We start from the raw sequence: 17,896 nt of genomic DNA, 5'->3' as shown, positions 1-17,896 counted from the left end.
CACCCCCATTGCGGCCGGGGCGCCACCTAAGTCATGGAGACGACCGACCAGCGAAGGAGCCACCGTGGGCACCAGAGTGGAGACCCACCCGGACCCTTCGGCTTTACATATGGCCCGCTTAGCGGCGGTCTCGGTCACGGCAGTTGCAGCAGAGGCGTCGCGATGAGGGTTCCTGTCCGGGCCGTTCAAGTAGTCAGGGAGAAGCGGAGACGGCGATAGCCACGAGGTCTGCCGTCGGGCCGGAGGGCAGGGGTGGGCGCCACACCGCCTGCAGCCTTCGTTCGAGCTGGTTGTCGCATACGGGGACGGTGCGCAACCGTCCGGATTCTACTTCTGCGCGCACCACCAGCTCGCTGAGCACGGCCGGGCCCGCTCCGGCCCGGGCTGCCCCCAGTACTGCGGCGTTGCTGCTGAGCTCCATGGCCGGGGGCACCAGTTTGTGCCCGGCCAATGCCTGGTCGAGGGTGGAGCGGGTTCCGGAGCCGCTCTCGCGCACCACGAGCGGTTCTGCGGCCAGTTCGGTGGCATCGATCCCCCCGGGGCGCGCCGCCCAGGGGTGGTCGGGGGTGACCACGAGCAGTAGCCGGTCCACGGCCACGGTGGCCCCGCCCAGTCCCGGCGGCAGTTGGGGTGTTTCCACGAATCCGACGTCGACCTCCCCGGCGGTGGTCCGGCGCAGCACCTCGGTCGAGTTGCACACCTGTAGCCGCAGTTCGACTTCGGGGTGGGTGAGGCGGAACTGCGCCAACCAGGCCGGGGCCAGGTACTCGGCCACCGTGATCGAGGCGGCTGCCGTCACGTGCCCGGCCGCGGCACCGCGCAACCGTTCCACTTCCTGCTGCAGCTGGCGGCAGCGGGCCAGTACGCGCTCGGCCGAGTTCGCCAGCTGCCGGCCCTGCGGGGTGAGGGTCGATCCCCGGGACGAGCGTTCCAGCAGGCGCACCCCCCAGCGCCGCTCCAGGCGTGCCACCGTCCGGCTGGCATTGGGCTGAGCGGTGCCGGTGCGGCGGGCAGCCGCACTGAGACTGTCCAGCTCACCCACGGCGACGAGCAGTTCCAACGCGTGCAGATCCGGCCACTCCATATCACTGATGATATGCCCTTAGGCCGAACTGACGACTGGTGGCCGTACTGTACGCCGGGGAGGATGGAACCCATGGATTCCCCTGCCCCAGCCAGCATCGATCCCCCTGCCTCCATTACCGGGCGAGGCGCCCGTGGGCACTGGATTCCCGGCTTGGCGTTTTGCGCCGTGGGCATGGCCGTCGCCACCGTGATGGCGTCCGCTTTGCCGGGGCTCAGTGCGTTGCTGGTGGCGATCGTGCTGGGCGCGGTGGTGGCGAACACTATGGCGGTGCCGGCGCTGCTGGCCCCTGGGGTCGCGCTGGCCGCCAAGCCGGTGCTGCGGGCGGGGATCGTGCTGCTGGGGTTGCAGGTCGGTCTGCAGGAGATCCTCGGGCTGGGCGCGCCGATGGTGCTCACCGTGGTGGCGACGGTGGGGGTCGGCATCCTGGCCACGCTCTGGGTCGGGAAGCGGTTGGGGATGCCACCGGCTCAGCGGCTGCTCATCGTCTGCGGGTTCTCCATCTGCGGGGCCGCGGCGGTGGCCGCCGTCGAAGGGGCGACCGACGCTGAGGAGGAGGACGTGGCCGTGGCGGTGGGTCTGGTTGTTCTCTTCGGCACCCTCATGATCCCTTCGGTCCCGCTGCTGTCCGGGCTGCTCGGCCTGGACGGGAACCAGGCGGGACTGTGGGCGGGCGCTGCCACTCACGAGGTGGCCCAAGTGGTGGCCATCGGCGGCACTTTGGGTCCTGGGGCTCTGGCTGCGGCCGTGGTCGTCAAGCTCGCACGCGTGCTGATGCTCGCCCCCGTCATGGCCGTGCTGGCCTGGCAGGTTCGCCGCGCCGCCGGTGCCGCGGATGGGCCCGCCGGCACCCTTCCCCCGCTGGTGCCGCTGTTCGTCGTGGGCTTCGTGGGAATGATGATGCTCGCCTCCACGGGGCTGGTGCCCGCTGCGGTGTTGGAGGGCGCCAAGACCCTCGAGAGCATGTGCCTCGCCACGGCGATGTTCGCCCTGGGGCTGGGCGTGCGGGTGCGATCACTCCTGAAGGTCGGCGCCCGCCCGGTGGTCCTGGGAGCGGTCTCCACCGTCATCGTGGCGTCTACGGCACTGACCGGGGTGTTGCTGGCCTCCTGATTCCCGGGGCCCCGGTCACCGTTCCCATGCGGGCATCGTCGGGTGACGCAAATTGTGCGAACGGGTCACGGTCGGTGACGAGACCTGGAATCGAGCAGCGACCTTGCTGCTCGGCCATCCGCCGTCGACGACCAGGCCGGCAACGGTCAAACTGTGTTTCAGGGCCAGCGGCATTGGCGTGAGCCATGTCGTTCCCCGGACCCAGGAATGGCCAGCCACAAGGTTGGCCATCCGCGGATGCTTTGAGTGGCAGGGGAGGGACTCCCGCCGTCGTCACCAGACCGGGAGCTCGCCCTCACCGGGAGTGATGCGCAGGTCGGACTCTCCGATGGCGAGGTCGTTGATGGAGGTCTCGCGGCGGCGCATGTAGCCGAGTGCGTCGAACTCCCACAGCTCGTTGCCGTAGGAGCGCCACCACTGCCCGTCGGTGTCGTGCCACTCGTACTGGAACCGGACTGCGATCCGGTGGTCCGTGAAGGACCAGAGGTTCTTGCGCAGGCGGTAGTCGAGCTCGTGGTCCCACTTGTCGGTGAGAAAGGCGACGACCTCCGCACGCCCGCGGAGGTGCTGGTCGCGGTTGCGCCACTCGGTGTCGACGGAGTAGGCGCCGGCGACGCGCTCGGGGTCACGGCTGTTCCAGGCGTCCTCGGCGGCCTGGACCTTGGCGAGGGCACTCTCGTGGGTGAATGGCGGAAGCGGTGGGCGCGGCTGATCAGAAGTGCTCATGTGCCCATCCTTCCGGGGCGCAAGATGCGCCCGCCAGTGGCGGGGACCGCTTTACATATGGCCCGGTTAGCGGCGGACCGCGTTGCAGCAGGGGTTCCCTTCCGTACGCCCCTGGACCGCGTCGAGTCGGCCGGTGTTCCACAACGGGCCGCACGATGAGCCTTTCTCATGACGCGCCGGCACGACCGGTGAGGAACAACTGTTCGCAGCACGGGCGTGGATGCGGTGCTGCAATTCCGCGACCACTCGGGATACCTGCTGAGGACCAGGTATGTCCGGGCAGGATCCCGAGAGCCGGTGACTTCCGTCCGCGACCGGGCCAGCAACGCACCGCGAAAACCATTTTGACGGTATTTCCCCACGTCACCCGTCCAAACGGGGGTCGGCTCCGAACACCTGGTACGCACGCCGTCGACGTGCGACATCGGCTCTACGGAAGAAGCCTCCGATGAACACGAAGATGCGTTACCTTGCTGTCCCCACTCTGGCCCTGGGTGCCCTGACCATGGCCTCGGCCCCAGCGATCGCCGCCCAGGATTCCTACCGGGCAACCCTGAACGAGATCAACGGCAGTGGCGGCTCCGGCAGCCTGTCCCTGGACGTGCACGGGAGCCACGCCGCAGTGGACCTGCGGGTCTCCGGGTTGGCCGAGACCTTCATGGACGGGCCCTACCCGCACGTCCAGCACATCCACTCCGACGAGCAGGCCGCCGGAGAGTGCCCCGGCGGGATCGCCGACATCAACGCCGACGGGGTCATCTCCACCACCGAGGGCGCGCCCTCCTACGGCGGGATCGTCACCACGCTCACCACCAGCGGGGCCACCGGGCCCGAGGAAGGACTCAACCTGGCGCTAGCCGGAATGGGCAGCAGTTATCAGATCCAGCGCGACATCAAGCTCAACGCCGAGACCCGGGAGGCCTTGGAGGACGGGCGGGCCGTGGTGGTGGTCCACGGTCTGGACCCGGCCACGCTCTCGACCGAAGCCCAGGCCGCGCCCAGCGACCTGGACCCGGCGCTGCCGTTGGCGGCGACCTCCCCGGCGCTGTGCGGCAAGATCGTCGCCGAAGACGACGGGGACCGGGCCGGCCATGGACAGGACCACCGGAAGGACCACGGCCACGGGAAGAACCACCACGACCAGAACCACCAGCACGTCTCCTGGTACTCCGACAATGGGGGCTGGCACCAGCAGCACCAAGGAGGCGAGGACCACCAGAAGCACGGGCGCGACCACAAGCACCACAGCCACCAGCAGTGGTGATCCGACCGGGCCGGGGGCGATCGACCTGCTCCGAGGGGCGGTGGCGATCGCCTCGCACTGCGGCCGGTGACGGCCCGTAATCCGGTCAGCGGCGGTGTGCCGCCTGCCCCGGTTCGAGTCGAGCACTGAGTTGCTGTGACGACGACGCCTCTCCTCCCCAAATCCACAGTGCCCCATCCGGTCAGCGGATGGGGCACTGTGGTGGTGGGTCCATGCCCGGACAGGGACATCCCGGGGTTGCTAGAAGCTCATGCAAGTATTGCGCCGGTCGAACTCGTGCCGGCCCTTCCATGGCCTAGATACGGCCAGGGTCGTTGGCTAGCGCGGCCGGTGCGCTTTCCGGGGCCCGCCCGTGCCGGCACCCCGACCTGGAGTCACCACGCCCAGCTCCGAGGGCTGTGCACAGTGGATGGGCGCCGCTCAGGCCGGGGAACGCGGCAACCGCATCGTCGATCTCCTCCACAGCGAGGCGGCTGGCCGGATCCGTGAGCAGGGGCAGGACAGCGGCTCGGGCCGGTCCGGGACCGGCGTAGCGGGTGCCGGGGAAGCGCCAGAGGGTAACGGCGGTCCGAGTGATCCGCCGGGCGGTGGCACTATGGGCCAGACGATCGGTGGCCTCTTCGGCGTAGAAAGCCCGGTGCCGGGCCTTGAGGCGCACGACGGCGCCGACCAGTTCGCCCAGCGCCGGTTCGGCCGCGCCCAGCCGCCGGTAAGCGAGGGCGAACACGGCCGTGTCCAGCCAGCCGGTGACCATGTGGGCGCCTACCACGTTCGCGCCCATGAGGTTGGTGTTGATGGCGTCCACGGTGGGCCGGGCCCGATCGTCCCAGGTCCGGCGCAGTCCGCCCAGGGCCGTGTCGACCGGCGTCTGAGGGAGACGGCCGTTGGCTGCGAGCACCGTGTGCAGGGTCTCGGCCAACCAGTACTGCTCATAGGACCACGTGCTGAGGAAGGCTGTGACCCGGGATTCGGCGTGGGTGGGGGTGATGAGCACGTCGCGCATCCGGCCCAGGGCGGTGCGCTCCACCTGCCACAGATAGGTGAGCGCCTCCAGTACCGGGGCGGACAGGGTTCCCATCACGTGCGGCTCGAGATCGGCGGGGCGCAGGACGTGGGGGTCGCGCATGTAGGCGCGCACGTCGAAGGCCGAGGGGGCGCTCATGCGGGCACCCCGCGGGCGTCCAGGGCCTCGGCCACCAGCGTCAGCCCCTCCATGCCGGGCAGTTTGGCGATGTGCCGGTCGATGGCCTCGATCTCCTTGCGCCCGTTGGGTCCGGAGAACAGGTGACGCAGGACGTGGTCGACCTCGGCCTCGGGGGAGACCCCGGAGCCGACGGGCTGCCAGGCGGTGCGCAGGGCCAGGCGGGCCAGTTTCTGGGCGCGCGGGTTGTCCTGCAGCCGGGTGCGGGCCTGGGTGGTGTAGAAGGCGATGTGCTTGGCCTCCTGGGCGGCGATCCGGCGCAGCAGCGCGGTGAGCACCGGGTTGTCCTCCAGGGTGGCGAGGCGTTTGTAGCCGGCGGCGGTGGAGCGTTCGTTGATGGAGCCCCAGAGCATGTGCACGGCCACGAAGTCTGCCCCGACGATGTTGGACAGCAGGGACTGCTTGACGGGGCTGAGCCGGTCCCGCCACCCGAGCTTCACCCGTTTGGCCTTGATCTCGTCGAAGGCCACCGTGATCCCGTGCAGGGCCAGCACGTGGGCCAGGGCTTCCCCGTGCCAGATCTCCTCCCAGTTCCAGGAGGTCATGAAGGTGCCGACCTCGGGGTCCTTGCGGGAGGGGCTGACGAGCATGTCGCGCAGGTAGCACACGGTGTGGAACTCGATCTCGCACATGTAGCGCAGGGTGCGCAGGGTGTCGGCCGGCAGAGGGTTGTCGCGGAACACCTCGTAGTCGAGGTCCTCCCAGCTCACGGGAGTGGCCTCGCGGGCGTACTTGTCGATGTCGAAGGCCATGGTGGCTCGTCTCCCCTTTTCGCGCGCCGCACCAGGCGGCCCCTTTTTCGTGGGGGTGGGCCGGTGGTGTTCGTCCGCACGGTGCTCGTTGTGGCTGTGTCATCTCCTGTTCGGAGCCGACGGGCCGGCGGATGGGTGCGGGCACGACCTCCGGTCGGCGCGATGATCGCTCTGCCTCGGTCCCGACCCGGGGAGCTCCCACCGATGCGGTCCTCTCACATCAGGGGCTCGTTCCGGGGTTGTTCCGCCGGGTGGCCACAGCGCCCAGGATCAGGTCCAGGACCAGGAAGGCGGCCAGGCTGATCCCCAGCAGCGGGAAGAACACCCCTAGACCCACCGCGACCACAGCGATCCCGGCCACCGCGGGCCACGGGGCCCGGGTCAGCGCCCCACGCGCCGGGGCGGCTCCCAAGGTCAAGCCGGTGGCGCGGGTGGGGCGGCGGCGCCACCACATCAGATACCCCCAGATCACCATCGCGGCCAGTCCCAGGGCGATGGTGACCAGCACGATCTGGTTGACGACCCCGAAGAGCACCCCCATGTGGGCGGCCACGCCCCACTGGGCGAGCTTGGCCATGATCCCGTACTCGGTGAAGCGCACCTGGTCGCTGACCTGCCCGGTGTCCGGGTCCACGGCCACGGTGTCGAGCTGGGTGGGCCAGGACCGGTCGATCTCGGCCACCGTCCAGGCGGTACCGGCCTCGGCAGCGGGTGTGATCTCCGTCTGGGTCGCGTCGATGCCTGCGTCCCGGGCGGTGGCCAGCACGGCGTCGAAGGATCCGATGTCCGGATCGGCCGCCTCGAGCTTGGCGGAGTGATCCTGGTGATCGGCGTGTTCGGCGTGCTCGTCCGGGGCGCCCGCCGGTGTCTGGGCCGGGTCCAGGGTCTTTTCCAGCACCGGGGTGGTCCAGCCCAGGGTGGAGCGCAGCTCGGTGACGTTGGCCCCGGCGTAGGTCGACCAGGTCAGCCCGGTGGCGGAGAGGAACAGGAACCCCAGGCCCAGCCACACCCCGGTCGCGGCGTGCCACGACCGGGCCCGCCGGTACTTGTTCGTGGTGGCGGTGTCGGGGAACAGCAGGCCCCGGGCGCGGCGCCCGGGGCGGGCCGTGCGCCAGCGGGCCACCCACAGGCCCAGTCCGGTCAGGGCGATGACGCCGAGCCAGGAGGCGGCCAGTTCGCTGTAAAGCCGACCGGGTTCGCCCAGCAGCAGGCTGCGGTGGAGTTCGCCGATGGTGGTGCGCAGCGGCAGGGATCCGCTGGTGCCGTAGACGGTGAGGTCCCCGACCACTTCCCCGGTGCCGGGGTCCACGAACACGCCCCGGTGCTCGGAGGGCCCCAGGGCGGGGTCGGTGAACATCACCCTGGTGGTGGACCCGGGTTCGGCCGGGCGCACGGCGGCCGGGGAGGCGTCCAGGCCGGTGGCGGTCTGGGCGGCGGTGATTTGGGCGTCCAGGGACAGGGGCCGCTCGGTGACGGTGCCGGTCAGGGCCTCTGCGTAGATCACCCGCTCCAGCTGCGGGCTCAGGGCGTAGAGGGCCCCGGAGAGCGCGGCGACGAGCAGGAACGGGCCGACTAAGACTCCGATGTAGAAGTGCAGCCGCAGCAGCAGCTGCCGCCCCCACCGTGTCGGGGTCGGCGGTCGGGGTGGTGGCGGTGTGTGGGGGTCGAGGTGTGTGGTGGTGGTAGTGGGCATGGTGGGTTCGCCTGTCGGAGAGGTCGAGGGTGGCCGCTGGTGACCGCGCGTGGTCAGCGTGCCCTGTGGCATGAGCGGGGTGGCATCGCACAGGTGAAAACCGGTGAGAACGACCGATCAGGTCCCTCGAGGTGTGTGGGGGGCCCCGCCCCGGGCAACGGCGGCGTGCCGCTCCCGCGGGGAAGGGGTGAAGACTCACAACACCGCGACTGGTGGGCCCCTCGGGGTGACGATCTCCAGGGCGCAGCCCAGATCGTGGAGGGCGTAGTGGAAGGACCGGTCCGGTCGCCCGAGGGGACGCCGGGCTGCCACCCAAGGGAGTGCCACTGTCAGCAACCGGCGGATCGGGGTGCCCAGCACATCGACCAGGGCCCACCACGCCTGCTCCCCGTGGCGCAGGAGGAGGTAGGTCACGACCGTGGCCAGCAGGTGCAGGACGAGCATGGGGTCGTGGGCGGTCTCAACCGGAAAGGGGTCGGGGGGAACTGTCCCCAGTGGGGCATGGGTGTGGCCGTGCGCCGGCTCGCCTCCTCGCGGGAAGTGGGCCGCGGCCCCTACGGTGTTCCCGCCAGGCAGGGAGAACAGCAGGTGATAGGCCCCCTGGCTGATGGCCACCGCCGAGCCCAGACGCACCGGACCCATCCGGTGCCCGGCCAGCAGCACGCACACCCCCACCGCTGCGGCCACCGCCGCCACCACGACCACCGGCTCCGGTGCCGCCTTGTCCACGGCGAAGTGCGAGGCCGCCGCCAACGATGCGGACAGGGCACCAGCGAGCCCGCCGCGCACCACGCGGGCGAACGAACTCACCCGCTGCTGCTCCTTGAGCTTCTCCTGCCTCTGTGGTCGCGGGGTCTGTCGTGCTCCGGCTTGTGTCCGCGGCGGGGTCCGGGCGGTCATGGCCTGGCCGGCCTCAGATCTCGGTGGCGGCCACGACCGGCAGGGTGGGGGTGGTGGAGCCCCCGGCTGGCTCCACGGTCATGGCCACTGCTGCCGCATCGGCGACGTCGCCGTCCAGCCAGGTGCGTACCTGTCCGCCGGTGAAGTGCACGTCCGGGACCGGGGTGTCCTCACGGATCAGCCACAGCTGGTACTCCCGCCCCTGCCCGGGGTCGGGCAGGTCGGTGGAGATGAATAGGGCGGTGTCCTGCTCCTGGGACACGAGGAGGGTGGCGGTTCTGCCCTCCACCTCGATCCGGTGTGTGGTGACGTCAGGGGCGGCCAGCAATCGGTTCTCCCGGTCCTGTTCCTGGGCGAGGAGCTGCTGTTGTTGTCGTTGCTCCGACTGCATCCCCAGGCTCCACCCGCCCAGGGCGATTCCGGGGACGAGGACGGCGGCCGCGGCCGCGGCCAGCAGGCGACGGTGGCGGCGACGCCGATGGGCGTCCAGGGACACGACCTCGGCCCCGGGGTGGCCGGTGGCGGTGTCGGGAAGGGCTCCTCTGGCCGGCGCGATCCCAGGGCTCGTCCCCGTACCGGCCAAGGCCCGTCCGCCCTCGGCGGGCGCCTCCTCTGGGACGGCCGGCAGGGGTCGGGTGTGGTGGATGGCATCCAGCACGGTGGCGCGCAAGGCGGGCGGTGGTTGTTGGGCCATCGCTTCTGCCAGGTGGGCGGTGACCTCGGCGTAGTCGGCCAGTTCCGCCTGGCACCGGGGGCATCCTGGGAGGTGGGTCTCGAAGAAGGCTTGTTCGGCCGACTCCAGGGCGTCCACGGCGTAGAGGGCGGCCAGATCATGGACGGCACCGGTGTCCAGGTGGTGGTCGTGGATGTCGTTCACGGCCGCACCCCCAATGCTGACCCGAGGTTCTTCAAGCCGTCGCGGATCCTGGCCTTGGCCGTGCCCAAGGGGATGCCCAGGCGTTGGGCCACCTCCTGATAGGTGCACCCCTGATAGTAGGCCAGTGCCACGGATTCGCGCTGCAGCGGCGTGAGGGCCTCCAGACCGGCACGCACCTCGCGGGTGTCCATGGCCTGCTCGACTTCCTGCCAGGTCTCATCCGCCGGTGTTTCCGCCCGGCGGTTCTCATAGGTCTGTTCCCGGTCCCTTTCCGGAGCCACTTGCCGGATTCGGTCCACGGCCCGGCGGTGGGCGAGGGTGCACAACCATCCCAGCACCGTGCCGCGGGCTGGGTCGAAGCGGGAGGCCTGCTGCCAGGCCATCAGGTAGACCTCCTGGGTGACCTCGGCGGCGATCTCCGGGGAGCGGGACACCCGCACCGTCATCCCGTAGACCTTCGCGGAGGTGGCGTCGTAGAGGGCGGCGAAGGCGGCGTCGTCACCGTTCACGCTGCGCCGCAGCAATTCCGCAAGATCGATTTCTGCGTCGTCGCTGGAGGCCGCCGGCCCATAGGCAGGTTGGGGCTGGTCGTCGAGGTGGGAGTGGCTCGGCACATCGAGGGGCCGGTCCTGGCGATCTCCCCAGCCGGGTCGGGGTCCGGTCATCGGATCCCCCCGTTCATCCATTGGACACCCGTGCCCCGTCGTGGACGTGGACGGGGACATGTTCGGTGTGAACACTGCCACACCCCGACGGTGGTCCGCCATCGACGCCGCTGTCCGCCGGCCCTGCCCCGGAGGGGTCCTGCCGGGCAGGGTCCGGCCGTGACTGCCGGAGGCCAGGGACGGAGACGGATTCTTCACGTCTACTGTTCGCCACCGACCACGCAATGGATGGGTACGCCTGTGCTGACGCCTCCAGGAACAGACCGAGTGAGGGCATGCCCCGGACCGACGGCAGAGTCGCGCGGCAGGCGCAAATCAGGGGCCGCGGCCGCCTTCGCCTCCAGGGGAACCCCGGACCGGGGGCTCTGCCCCCCCTTCCTCGTTGTCGAGACAGTCTGGAAAACCCGAGGTGTTCCAGCCCTTCCCCACCTGGTGTGATAGTGGTTACACTCGTGAACGGCCCTGATCGTAAGAGGGCTTATGAAGTTGGAGTTGATCACCTTTGGGCCCCCTCCCACACCTTGCATTGGCGGACCCCGTAGGCATTTCCGCGGGTTGGGAGTCTTGCGGGGGAACTCTTTTCAAAGTTTTTTTCCAGGCCTACCCATCCGGGGAGTGATTGGCTCCGAACCCCCCATGCACACACCCCAGTGTGCGAACCCAGCACGACGAAGGAACAGATCATGAACACGAAGATGCGTCTGCTCGCCGTTCCCACCCTCGCTCTGAGCGCCCTGGCCCTCTCGGCGGCCCCCGCCCTGGCCGCCGATCACGGCCATGACTCCTGGTCGACCCAGGCCACGCTGAACACCCTCAACAACTCCGGCACCACCGGCCAGGCCATGGTCGACGTCCAGGGCAACCAGGCCACCGTCACCGTGGACGTCTCCGGTGCGGCCGAGACCTTCATGGACGGGCCCTTCCCGCACGCCCAGCACATCCACATCCAGGGCCAGGGCACCTGCCCGGGCCCGGAGGCGGACACCGACGGCGACGGGGTGGTCAACACCACCGAGGGCCACCCCTTCTACGGGATGATCGGCACCTCGCTGACCACGGAGGGCGACACCAGCCCCGACTCCGGGCTGGCCGTGGAGCGCTTCCCCGGCGGCAGTGCGTACTCCTACGAGCGGACCTTCGAGCTGGATGCCCCCACCACCGAGGCCCTCAAGAGCGGCACCGCGGTGATCGTGGTCCACGGCGTGGACCCGGCGAAGATGCCGGCTGCGGCCGCCGAGAAGATGTCGGATCTGGACCCGGCGCTGCCGGCGGCCGCGACCCTGCCGGCCGCGTGCGGCACCCTGACGGCCGCCCAGATGGGCGCGATGCCCGAGGGCGGGGCTGACACCGGAGTGGCCCAGGAGGCTGGTTCCACCACCCAGACCGCGGCGCTCGGCGGCGGTATCCTGGCGGCCGCCGCCGGCGCCGCTTGGGCCCTGCGCCGGCGAGCCGCCCGCGTCTGAGCTCTCCTCAGCTGATCTGAGGCTCCGATTCCCATGACGGAATCCCGGTACGGCCGCCGCGCAGGTGTCACCACCTGCGCGGCGGCCGCTGCCCTCTTGTTGTTCACCGGGTGCACCGGCACCGCGGCCCCGGAGGCCGGGATCACCAGCTCGGCCCCGTCGGCCACGGTGAGCACCCCGGCTAGCGAGGCCACCCCGACGAGCACCCCGGCACTGACCGCCTCGAGCCCGACTGCGGCGGCCACCCCTGCGCCCGAACAACCACCGGTGCTGGCCGCCTCCGACCCGGTGTCCCTGACGATCCCGGCGACCGGCACCGGGTCCGAACTGCTGCACCTGGGACTGCGCGACAACGGCTCACTCGAGGTCCCACCCGAGCCACCCGGCTCCCCGGCCAGCTGGTACACCGACTCCCCCACCCCCGGCGAACGCGGCCCCGCGGTGCTGCTGGGCCACGTCAACGCCACCGGCGGCGGCCCCGGGATCTTCGCCGACCTCCGCGCCCTGACACCCGGCGACCGGATCGAAGTGACCCGCCAGGACGGCACCACGGCGGTGTTCGCCGTCGACCGTGGCGAGCAGCACGGCAAGGACGACTTTCCCACCCTCGAGGTCTACGGCAACACGGAGGCCTCCGAGCTGCGGCTGATCACCTGCGACGGCTACGACCCGGCCACCGGGGAGTTCGACGACAACTACGTCGTCTACGCCACCCTCACCCCCTGACCCGTTCGGCTCGAGAACTCACTGGCCTGCACCGGCACCCAGGAAGCACTGCTCACCCTGCTCCGCGACGGACCATCTGCCGCTCCCACCGCCTAGAACCACCACCGCACCCCGAGGTGGTTTCCGGCACCGGATTCCCACCATCTCGACCGAGGGGCACTACCCCCTTTCCGCGGACCCTGCATTCGGAGCAGGGAGGGTCCGTCACCGGGGGCGACCTTCGCCCTCGGCCCCCGTGCTCAGGCCGTGAGCTCCACCCGGCCGTGCACGAGACTCAGGCGGAGGTGATGGCGATGAGGACATCGCTTCTGAGCCGGGCGAGGTCCACGGCCTGGCCCTCGACCAGACCGTGCTCCCGGACCCAGTGCCGGGCCAGGGGCCGCAGCCGGTCGTGGCCACGGTCGGTATCGGTGCAGGTCGCCGCGACCCGTGCCTGACTGTGCTGCTCGGTGCCGGGTCCGGTGAAGGAGATGACAACCACCGGGGTGGAGGCCAGTCCCACCACACCGTGGACGTCGGCGATGGTGCGCCCGTGGAAGTGGTCCCCGGGGCGTAGGTCCCACGCACGCCGGGCAGCAGCGGGGTCCACGGGTGCGGTGGTACCGTCCCGAGCCTGTCGCGGCATCGATTCCTCGGCTCGTCGTGGACGCTCCTGCACTGGTGCCTGCGACATCATGTCGGGTCTCCTTCACCGGCGCCCCGGGATTCGTCCCGTCGTCGACGGGTACCGGTTGTTCATCAGTAGTTCGGAGCGGACCGGTCCGTGGACGGGGTGTGGCCACCGGCAATGTTCCCCGGACCGGCCGGTTCCCCGGGGCGATCCCAGTGCCGTGGCCGCGCCTGACAGAGCCCGTTGGGCAAGGAGGAGAAGAACATCGCCGGGAGACCCGTCCGTGCGCGCCACCGCTGCGAACAACAGGTGTAGGGCTCAGCACCACAAAACGCCGCCTCCCAGTAAGAGGTCGGGGTCATTGCCCCGTCACCCGAGCAGCAGTGAGTGGACCGCCCCGGCATTCACGCCGAGCGTGGTGGCCGGTCCGGCCGGGCCCGGGGCCAACGGCGCCCGCCCGTGTTCTTCGAAAGGAACAGCCATGAACCTCCGACAGACAATCCTCAGCCTTACCGTGGTAGCGGCTGCGGCCGGTCTCACCGGCTGCGGCGCCGAGAGCGGACCATCCGGGTCCACGCCGGAGACCCCGGCATCGAGTGCTGCCTCCACCGCCCCGTCCTCCGCGCAGGCCGCACCGGCCTCCTCCGCACCGACGGCCACCACTGCAGCACCTGCCGCCGCGGAGGAGGTCGTGATCACGATCAAGGACTTCCAGTACGAGCTCCCCGACTCGGTCGCCCCCGGGGCCACGGTCACGGTGATCAACGAGGACGCCGCCCCGCACACCGTCACCGCCGAGAACGCAGGGGGTTTCAACGCCATCGCCGCAGGCGGTGAGACCGTCACCTTCACCGCCCCCGAGGAGCCGGGGGAGTATCCGATCATCTGCACCTACCACCCCCAGATGTCCGCCACGTTGGTCGTCCAATGACCCGGACAGCCGGGCCCACCCGCGCCGGCGCCGACGTGCCGCACCGAGCCCTGATGCTCCTGTTGCGGGTGCTGATCGCGGCCGCGCTGGTGGTCACCGCCGTCATCCACCTGCAACTGGCCCCCGGGTACCAGCAGGGGCCCCATGAGGGGATCGGGCAGGGCACCCTGTTCCGCCTGCAGGCGGTGGCCTCCCTTGCCGCGGCTCTCTACGTCCTGGTGCGGGGCACCCGGCCCGCCTACCTGATCGCTGCGCTCACGGCGCTGTCCGCGCTGGCCGCGGTGCTGATCACCCGGTACGTGCCGCTGCCGGCGATCGGCCCGCTCCCGGCGATGTACGAACCCGTCTGGTATCCCGCCAAGACGCTCACCGCCGTAGCAGAGGCCCTCGCTGCAGCCCTGGCCTGTGTTGGGTACCTGCTCCTGAGCCGGGCACGGGCCCACCCGGAGCACAAGGATGTGTCTCCGGAGCACCGCTCCATCCCCTAGCCGGACCTTCCTTGATCAGCACCGGCCCGAAGCGCCGTGACCCGAGCAGCAGAAGAGAGTGGGCCGGTCGGGGACCTTGCGGGGTGCCCGACCGGTCAGTGCTACGTCCCTGTGCACGCATCCCTCCGTCAACGTCCCTTCGATAGCCTCCCGCCCGTGCGGGTCGCGACACCACATCACCCAACACCGCGGCGCCTGTTCCGCCCACTGCGACACCACCGCCGGTCGAACCGCCATCAAGGAACTCACCATGACCGAACCCACCACCGTCGACTACCCCCACGGCACCCGGCCCGAATCGCATCTGCCGGCCTTCGCCCGCCACCGGCCCTTCGCCGTGCTGCTGCTGATCCCCGGGATCATCGGGTGGGTCGCCTCGGCCGTGCTGGTGCTCGAGCGCTTGGCCCTCTATCGAGACCAGGGATATGTGACCAGCTGCGACATCAACCCGTGGGTTTCCTGCGGGCAGGTCATGGGCACTTGGCAGTCGGAGCTGTTCGGCTTTCCCAACCCGTTGCTCGGTATCGTCGCTTTCGCCGTGGTCCTCACCACCGCCATGGCGCTGCTGTCCGGGGCGAGGTTCGGGCGCTGGTACTGGGTCGGGCTGCAGGTCGGGGTCACCCTGGGGGCGGTGTTCGTGATCTGGCTGTGGTCCCAGGCGCTGTTCTCGATCTATGTCCTGTGCCTGTACTGCATGATCGTGTGGGCCGCGATGATTCCGCTGTTCCTGCTGCTCACCGTGCGCAACCTCGCCCACGGCATCATCCCCGCCCCGGCGGCCCTGGTGCGCTTCGCGTCCGAGTGGGCCTGGATGCTGGTGGCCCTCAGCTACGTCGCGGCGGCAGCCTCGGTGTTCTTCCGCTTCTTCACCGCCTTCACCCGCCTGTGAGAAACAAGCTCAAGATCGATCGGTCAGCGACTCGAGCCTAGGTCACCTGTCCACAGGGCACGTTTTCACGTTACGCCTCAAGTGAGGCGGCCCCCGTCAGGCGCTTCGTCGTCGTAGCCGAGCCAGGTCAGCCGCAGACTCGTCGATCGGTCAGCGTGGGCGTGCTGCTGTGCGGTATGTCGGGGGGCGGATATCTATGGGATGGACGAATCTCAACGACGGTCGACAAGGGTGCGGTAACGACGAGAAACCACCGCCCGCACCTGCTCCCGACGACGTCACCGCACTCGTCCTGCACGACCGTGGTGACGTCGGCTCACCGGCAGAAAGAGCGAGCTGGTTCCCGTAAGACACCTACGTGGTACCCCTCTGGGGACCTACGGTGACGATTCGCTGTTCAAATGGCGTTCCTGTTCCTGTTGCCGGCGCAGTTGTTGTGCAGCCGCCTCGTTGCCCTCCTGCTCAAGACCGGTGAGCATCTGCTCCACCTGCTCATTCGAAGCCCGCGGGGGCAGCAAAGGAGTGCCGGGGTCGACGATCGCCTCGATCACCGTTGGCCGGTCCGCGGCCAGGGCGGTGGTCCAGGCCTCGTCGATGTCCTCGGGCCGGTCGATCCGGATGCCGTTCAGGCCGAGCAGGCGGGCGTAGTCGGCCCAGGGGAACGCCGGGACGTCCTGGGAGGCGGGGAAGCGGGGATCACCCTCCATCTCACGCTGCTCCCAGGAGACCTCGGCGAGGTCACCGTTGGCGAGCACCAGCACGACGAAGCGCGGGTCGGCCCAGTCCCGCCAGCGGGAGGCAAGGGTGATGAGCTCGGCGTTGCCGCTCATCTGCATGGCCCCGTCCCCGGCCAGTGCCACCACGGGCCGGTCGGGACGGGCCAGCTTGGCGGCCAGCCCGTAAGGCATGGCCGAGCCCATGCACGCTAGGGTGGAGGACAGGTGCGCCGGCACCCCGGGCGGTAGGCGTAGGAACCGGGCGTACCAGTAGACGACCGAACCGACATCGACGGCGACCTGGGCGTCCGGCGGCAGGTGGTCGGACAGGGCCGCGACGACGGCCTGGGGATTGAGGGGCTCCGCCGGCTCGGCGCAGCGGGCCTGGGCCACCTGCCGCCAGGTGTCGACCATGCCTTCCACTTCCTCACGCCACGACGTGTCGGGGCGCTGCAGCCGGGGCAGGAGGGCGCGCAGGGTCTCCGTGGCGTCCCCGGCCAGGGCCACCTCGACGGGGTACTTCGCACTCAGGTTGCGGGCACTGATGTCGATCTGCACGGCCCGTGCCTGCCCGGGGGCGGGGTAGAACTCCGTCCAGGGGTCATTGCTGCCCACGATCAGCAGCGTGTCGCACCCGGCCATCAGGTCCGTCGCGGCCGTGGTGCCCAAATGCCCCATCACCCCGCACGCGTACGGGAGGGACTCGTCGACCACGGGTTTGCCAAGCAGCGAGGTCGCCACCCCGGCGCCGAGCCGCTCGGCCACCTTCACCACCTCCGCGGCGGCGCCGGCGGCACCCTGGCCCACCAGCAGCGCCACACGCTCACCGCTGTTGAGCAACCGTGCCGCGCGGTCCAAATCCTCCTCACTGGGCATGATCCGAGGGACAGCGGTGACCGGTGCGCTGGGAACGATCCCGTGGGCGTGCTCCTTCTCCGGGACCTCGGCCTGCTGGACATCGTGGGCCACGATCACGCAGGTGGGGCTCGAGGTGGCGATCGCGGTGCGGAACGCGTTGTCGAGCACGGCCTCCACCTGTTCCGGGGTGGTCACGGTCTGGGCGTACTGGGCGCAGACGTCCTTGAACAAGGTGGAAATCTCCACCTCTTGCTGGTACCCGCTGCCCTGCGCCGTGGTGACGACCTGCCCGACGATCGCCACAACGGGCTTGCTGTCCAGCTTTGCATCGTAGAGCCCGGCGAGCAGGTGTACGGCCCCGGGACCCTGGGTGGCCAGGCACACCCCGACCTCCCCGGTGTACTTGGCGTGGCCGACGGCCATGAACGCAGCCATCTCCTCGTGCCGGGCGGAGACGAACTCGATGTCTTCTTCAGCCCGTGCCAGTGCGGCCAGCAGTGGGTCCACCCCGTCCCCGGCGTAGCCGAACACCCGGTGCGTTCCCCAGGCTCGGAGCCGGTCCACGATCCCATCGGCGACATTGCCCATCTCGGTCCTCCTCGTAGCGCATTTTGATCGGTGCTGCGGCCGCCCGAACAGCTGTCCCTCGGGTGCCTCACACGTGGCGAAGCGTCTCGGCCGTCATCCGGTGCTGAGGACGGTCCTGAGCCAACCCTCGTCGCGGCGGTCGAAGTGCAGGTAGGCCTCGACCACGTCCTCCAGGGGCTCCCGCTGAGTCACGAAGGGGGCCCGGGTCGGAATCCGCCCGGCCGCCACGGGGTCAGTTTTCACGTGCCGTCGACAGGGGCGGGGGGCGTTGAATGGAGCGTGAGGGGAAGACTCATCTGGGCGTGCTCACTCACGTAGTCGTCATCGATGGAAACGCGGGTCAGCTGGCACC

19 protein-coding genes are annotated in these 17,896 nt (G+C 70.0%); 7 read left to right on the top strand and 12 right to left on the bottom strand.

From position 1 onward, the window contains the following. Positions 1–193: 193 nt before the first annotated feature. Positions 194–1,084 carry a LysR family transcriptional regulator gene (locus ACFYE3_RS18675; RefSeq protein WP_387611872.1) on the bottom strand — a complete coding sequence of 297 codons (891 nt, stop codon included), beginning with the start codon at positions 1,082–1,084 and terminating at the stop codon, positions 194–196. 12 nt (positions 1,085–1,096) lie between these two features. Here ACFYE3_RS18675 and ACFYE3_RS18670 point away from each other — a divergent pair, with 12 nt between their 5' ends. Further along, positions 1,097–2,197: a YeiH family protein gene (locus ACFYE3_RS18670; protein WP_387806184.1), complete on the top strand. Its 1,101-nt coding sequence runs from the start codon at positions 1,097–1,099 to the stop codon at positions 2,195–2,197. 15 nt (positions 2,198–2,212) lie between these two features. On the opposite strand, the gene ACFYE3_RS18665 is transcribed toward ACFYE3_RS18670, so the two are convergent. Beyond that, positions 2,213–2,428 carry a hypothetical protein gene (locus tag ACFYE3_RS18665; protein ID WP_387611866.1) on the bottom strand — a complete coding sequence of 72 codons (216 nt, stop codon included), beginning with the start codon at positions 2,426–2,428 and terminating at the stop codon, positions 2,213–2,215. Positions 2,429–2,470: 42 nt separating this feature from the next. Continuing rightward, complete coding sequence (locus ACFYE3_RS18660; protein WP_387611863.1) at positions 2,471–2,923, bottom strand: nuclear transport factor 2 family protein; 453 nt, start codon at positions 2,921–2,923, stop codon at positions 2,471–2,473. 448 nt (positions 2,924–3,371) lie between these two features. On the opposite strand from ACFYE3_RS18660, the gene ACFYE3_RS18655 reads away from it, so the two are divergent. Beyond that, positions 3,372–4,187, top strand: a complete 816-nt coding sequence (locus tag ACFYE3_RS18655; protein WP_387611860.1) for a hypothetical protein — start codon at positions 3,372–3,374, stop codon at positions 4,185–4,187. Between the two features lie 295 nt (positions 4,188–4,482). On the opposite strand, the gene ACFYE3_RS18650 is transcribed toward ACFYE3_RS18655, so the two are convergent. From ACFYE3_RS18650 to sigK, 6 genes are all read right to left on the bottom strand, one after another. Next, the gene (locus ACFYE3_RS18650; protein ID WP_387611857.1) at positions 4,483–5,349 is read right to left on the bottom strand and encodes a hypothetical protein; all 867 of its coding nucleotides are present in this window, start codon (positions 5,347–5,349) and stop codon (positions 4,483–4,485) included. Next, positions 5,346–6,140 carry an acyl-ACP desaturase gene (locus ACFYE3_RS18645; protein WP_387611854.1) on the bottom strand — a complete coding sequence of 265 codons (795 nt, stop codon included), beginning with the start codon at positions 6,138–6,140 and terminating at the stop codon, positions 5,346–5,348. Before ACFYE3_RS18645 ends, ACFYE3_RS18650 begins: the two co-directional genes overlap by 4 nt. Before the next feature lie 220 nt (positions 6,141–6,360). After that, the gene (locus ACFYE3_RS18640; protein ID WP_387611851.1) at positions 6,361–7,833 is read right to left on the bottom strand and encodes a PepSY-associated TM helix domain-containing protein; all 1,473 of its coding nucleotides are present in this window, start codon (positions 7,831–7,833) and stop codon (positions 6,361–6,363) included. A gap of 195 nt (positions 7,834–8,028) precedes the next feature. Beyond that, positions 8,029–8,643 carry a hypothetical protein gene (locus tag ACFYE3_RS18635; RefSeq protein WP_387611849.1) on the bottom strand — a complete coding sequence of 205 codons (615 nt, stop codon included), beginning with the start codon at positions 8,641–8,643 and terminating at the stop codon, positions 8,029–8,031. 103 nt (positions 8,644–8,746) lie between these two features. Beyond that, positions 8,747–9,610, bottom strand: coding sequence for an anti-sigma factor (locus ACFYE3_RS18630; protein ID WP_387611846.1), 864 nt, complete (start codon positions 9,608–9,610; stop codon positions 8,747–8,749). Further along, on the bottom strand, positions 9,607–10,275 hold the full coding sequence (gene sigK / locus ACFYE3_RS18625; RefSeq protein ID WP_387611843.1) for an ECF RNA polymerase sigma factor SigK: 669 nt from the start codon (positions 10,273–10,275) through the stop codon (positions 9,607–9,609). Before sigK ends, ACFYE3_RS18630 begins: the two co-directional genes overlap by 4 nt. Before the next feature lie 683 nt (positions 10,276–10,958). On the opposite strand from sigK, the gene ACFYE3_RS18620 reads away from it, so the two are divergent. After that, positions 10,959–11,738, top strand: a complete 780-nt coding sequence (locus ACFYE3_RS18620; protein WP_387611840.1) for a hypothetical protein — start codon at positions 10,959–10,961, stop codon at positions 11,736–11,738. A 33-nt stretch (positions 11,739–11,771) separates the two neighbouring features. Further along, the gene (locus ACFYE3_RS18615) at positions 11,772–12,464 is read left to right on the top strand and encodes a class F sortase (protein ID WP_387611837.1); all 693 of its coding nucleotides are present in this window, start codon (positions 11,772–11,774) and stop codon (positions 12,462–12,464) included. A 274-nt stretch (positions 12,465–12,738) separates the two neighbouring features. Here ACFYE3_RS18615 and ACFYE3_RS18610 read toward each other — a convergent pair whose 3' ends face one another. After that, positions 12,739–13,053, bottom strand: a complete 315-nt coding sequence (locus tag ACFYE3_RS18610; protein ID WP_387806181.1) for a hypothetical protein — start codon at positions 13,051–13,053, stop codon at positions 12,739–12,741. A gap of 502 nt (positions 13,054–13,555) precedes the next feature. Here ACFYE3_RS18610 and ACFYE3_RS18605 point away from each other — a divergent pair. The 3 genes from ACFYE3_RS18605 to ACFYE3_RS18595 all read left to right on the top strand — a co-directional run bounded on the left by ACFYE3_RS18605 (position 13,556) and on the right by ACFYE3_RS18595 (position 15,382). Next, entirely contained in the window at positions 13,556–14,005 is a 450-nt protein-coding gene (locus ACFYE3_RS18605; RefSeq protein ID WP_387611831.1) for a cupredoxin domain-containing protein, read from the top strand. Next, a complete protein-coding gene (locus ACFYE3_RS18600) occupies positions 14,002–14,493 on the top strand; it encodes a hypothetical protein (protein WP_387611829.1) in 492 nt (163 codons plus the stop codon). Before ACFYE3_RS18605 ends, ACFYE3_RS18600 begins: the two co-directional genes overlap by 4 nt. Before the next feature lie 250 nt (positions 14,494–14,743). After that, a complete protein-coding gene (locus ACFYE3_RS18595; RefSeq protein WP_387611826.1) occupies positions 14,744–15,382 on the top strand; it encodes a vitamin K epoxide reductase family protein in 639 nt (212 codons plus the stop codon). Between the two features lie 377 nt (positions 15,383–15,759). On the opposite strand, the gene ACFYE3_RS18590 is transcribed toward ACFYE3_RS18595, so the two are convergent. Both ACFYE3_RS18590 and ACFYE3_RS18585 read right to left on the bottom strand, forming a co-directional pair. Continuing rightward, positions 15,760–17,544 carry a thiamine pyrophosphate-requiring protein gene (locus ACFYE3_RS18590; RefSeq protein ID WP_387611823.1) on the bottom strand — a complete coding sequence of 595 codons (1,785 nt, stop codon included), beginning with the start codon at positions 17,542–17,544 and terminating at the stop codon, positions 15,760–15,762. 93 nt (positions 17,545–17,637) lie between these two features. Then, complete coding sequence (locus tag ACFYE3_RS18585; protein ID WP_387611820.1) at positions 17,638–17,787, bottom strand: hypothetical protein; 150 nt, start codon at positions 17,785–17,787, stop codon at positions 17,638–17,640. Positions 17,788–17,896: the final 109 nt, after the last annotated feature.

Source organism: Kocuria arenosa (assembly GCF_042879215.1).
GTDB lineage: Bacteria > Actinomycetota > Actinomycetes > Actinomycetales > Micrococcaceae > Kocuria > Kocuria arenosa.
The sequence above is the reverse complement of the archived record's forward strand: the minus strand, read 5'-3'. Positions and strand labels throughout refer to the sequence as shown.

Coding starts and splice junctions, on each gene's coding strand:
- ACFYE3_RS18650 (WP_387611857.1), bottom strand. CDS start 5,349: ATGAGCGCCCCCTCGGCCTTCGACGTGCGCGCCTACATGCGCGACCCC.
- ACFYE3_RS18645 (WP_387611854.1), bottom strand. CDS start 6,140: ATGGCCTTCGACATCGACAAGTACGCCCGCGAGGCCACTCCCGTGAGC.
- ACFYE3_RS18655 (WP_387611860.1), top strand. CDS start 3,372: ATGAACACGAAGATGCGTTACCTTGCTGTCCCCACTCTGGCCCTGGGT.
- ACFYE3_RS18675 (WP_387611872.1), bottom strand. CDS start 1,084: ATGGAGTGGCCGGATCTGCACGCGTTGGAACTGCTCGTCGCCGTGGGT.
- ACFYE3_RS18600 (WP_387611829.1), top strand. CDS start 14,002: ATGACCCGGACAGCCGGGCCCACCCGCGCCGGCGCCGACGTGCCGCAC.
- ACFYE3_RS18670 (WP_387806184.1), top strand. CDS start 1,097: ATGCCCTTAGGCCGAACTGACGACTGGTGGCCGTACTGTACGCCGGGG.
- sigK (WP_387611843.1), bottom strand. CDS start 10,275: ATGACCGGACCCCGACCCGGCTGGGGAGATCGCCAGGACCGGCCCCTC.
- ACFYE3_RS18620 (WP_387611840.1), top strand. CDS start 10,959: ATGAACACGAAGATGCGTCTGCTCGCCGTTCCCACCCTCGCTCTGAGC.
- ACFYE3_RS18660 (WP_387611863.1), bottom strand. CDS start 2,923: ATGAGCACTTCTGATCAGCCGCGCCCACCGCTTCCGCCATTCACCCAC.
- ACFYE3_RS18595 (WP_387611826.1), top strand. CDS start 14,744: ATGACCGAACCCACCACCGTCGACTACCCCCACGGCACCCGGCCCGAA.
- ACFYE3_RS18615 (WP_387611837.1), top strand. CDS start 11,772: ATGACGGAATCCCGGTACGGCCGCCGCGCAGGTGTCACCACCTGCGCG.
- ACFYE3_RS18665 (WP_387611866.1), bottom strand. CDS start 2,428: ATGGCCAACCTTGTGGCTGGCCATTCCTGGGTCCGGGGAACGACATGG.
- ACFYE3_RS18640 (WP_387611851.1), bottom strand. CDS start 7,833: ATGCCCACTACCACCACCACACACCTCGACCCCCACACACCGCCACCA.
- ACFYE3_RS18605 (WP_387611831.1), top strand. CDS start 13,556: ATGAACCTCCGACAGACAATCCTCAGCCTTACCGTGGTAGCGGCTGCG.
- ACFYE3_RS18590 (WP_387611823.1), bottom strand. CDS start 17,544: ATGGGCAATGTCGCCGATGGGATCGTGGACCGGCTCCGAGCCTGGGGA.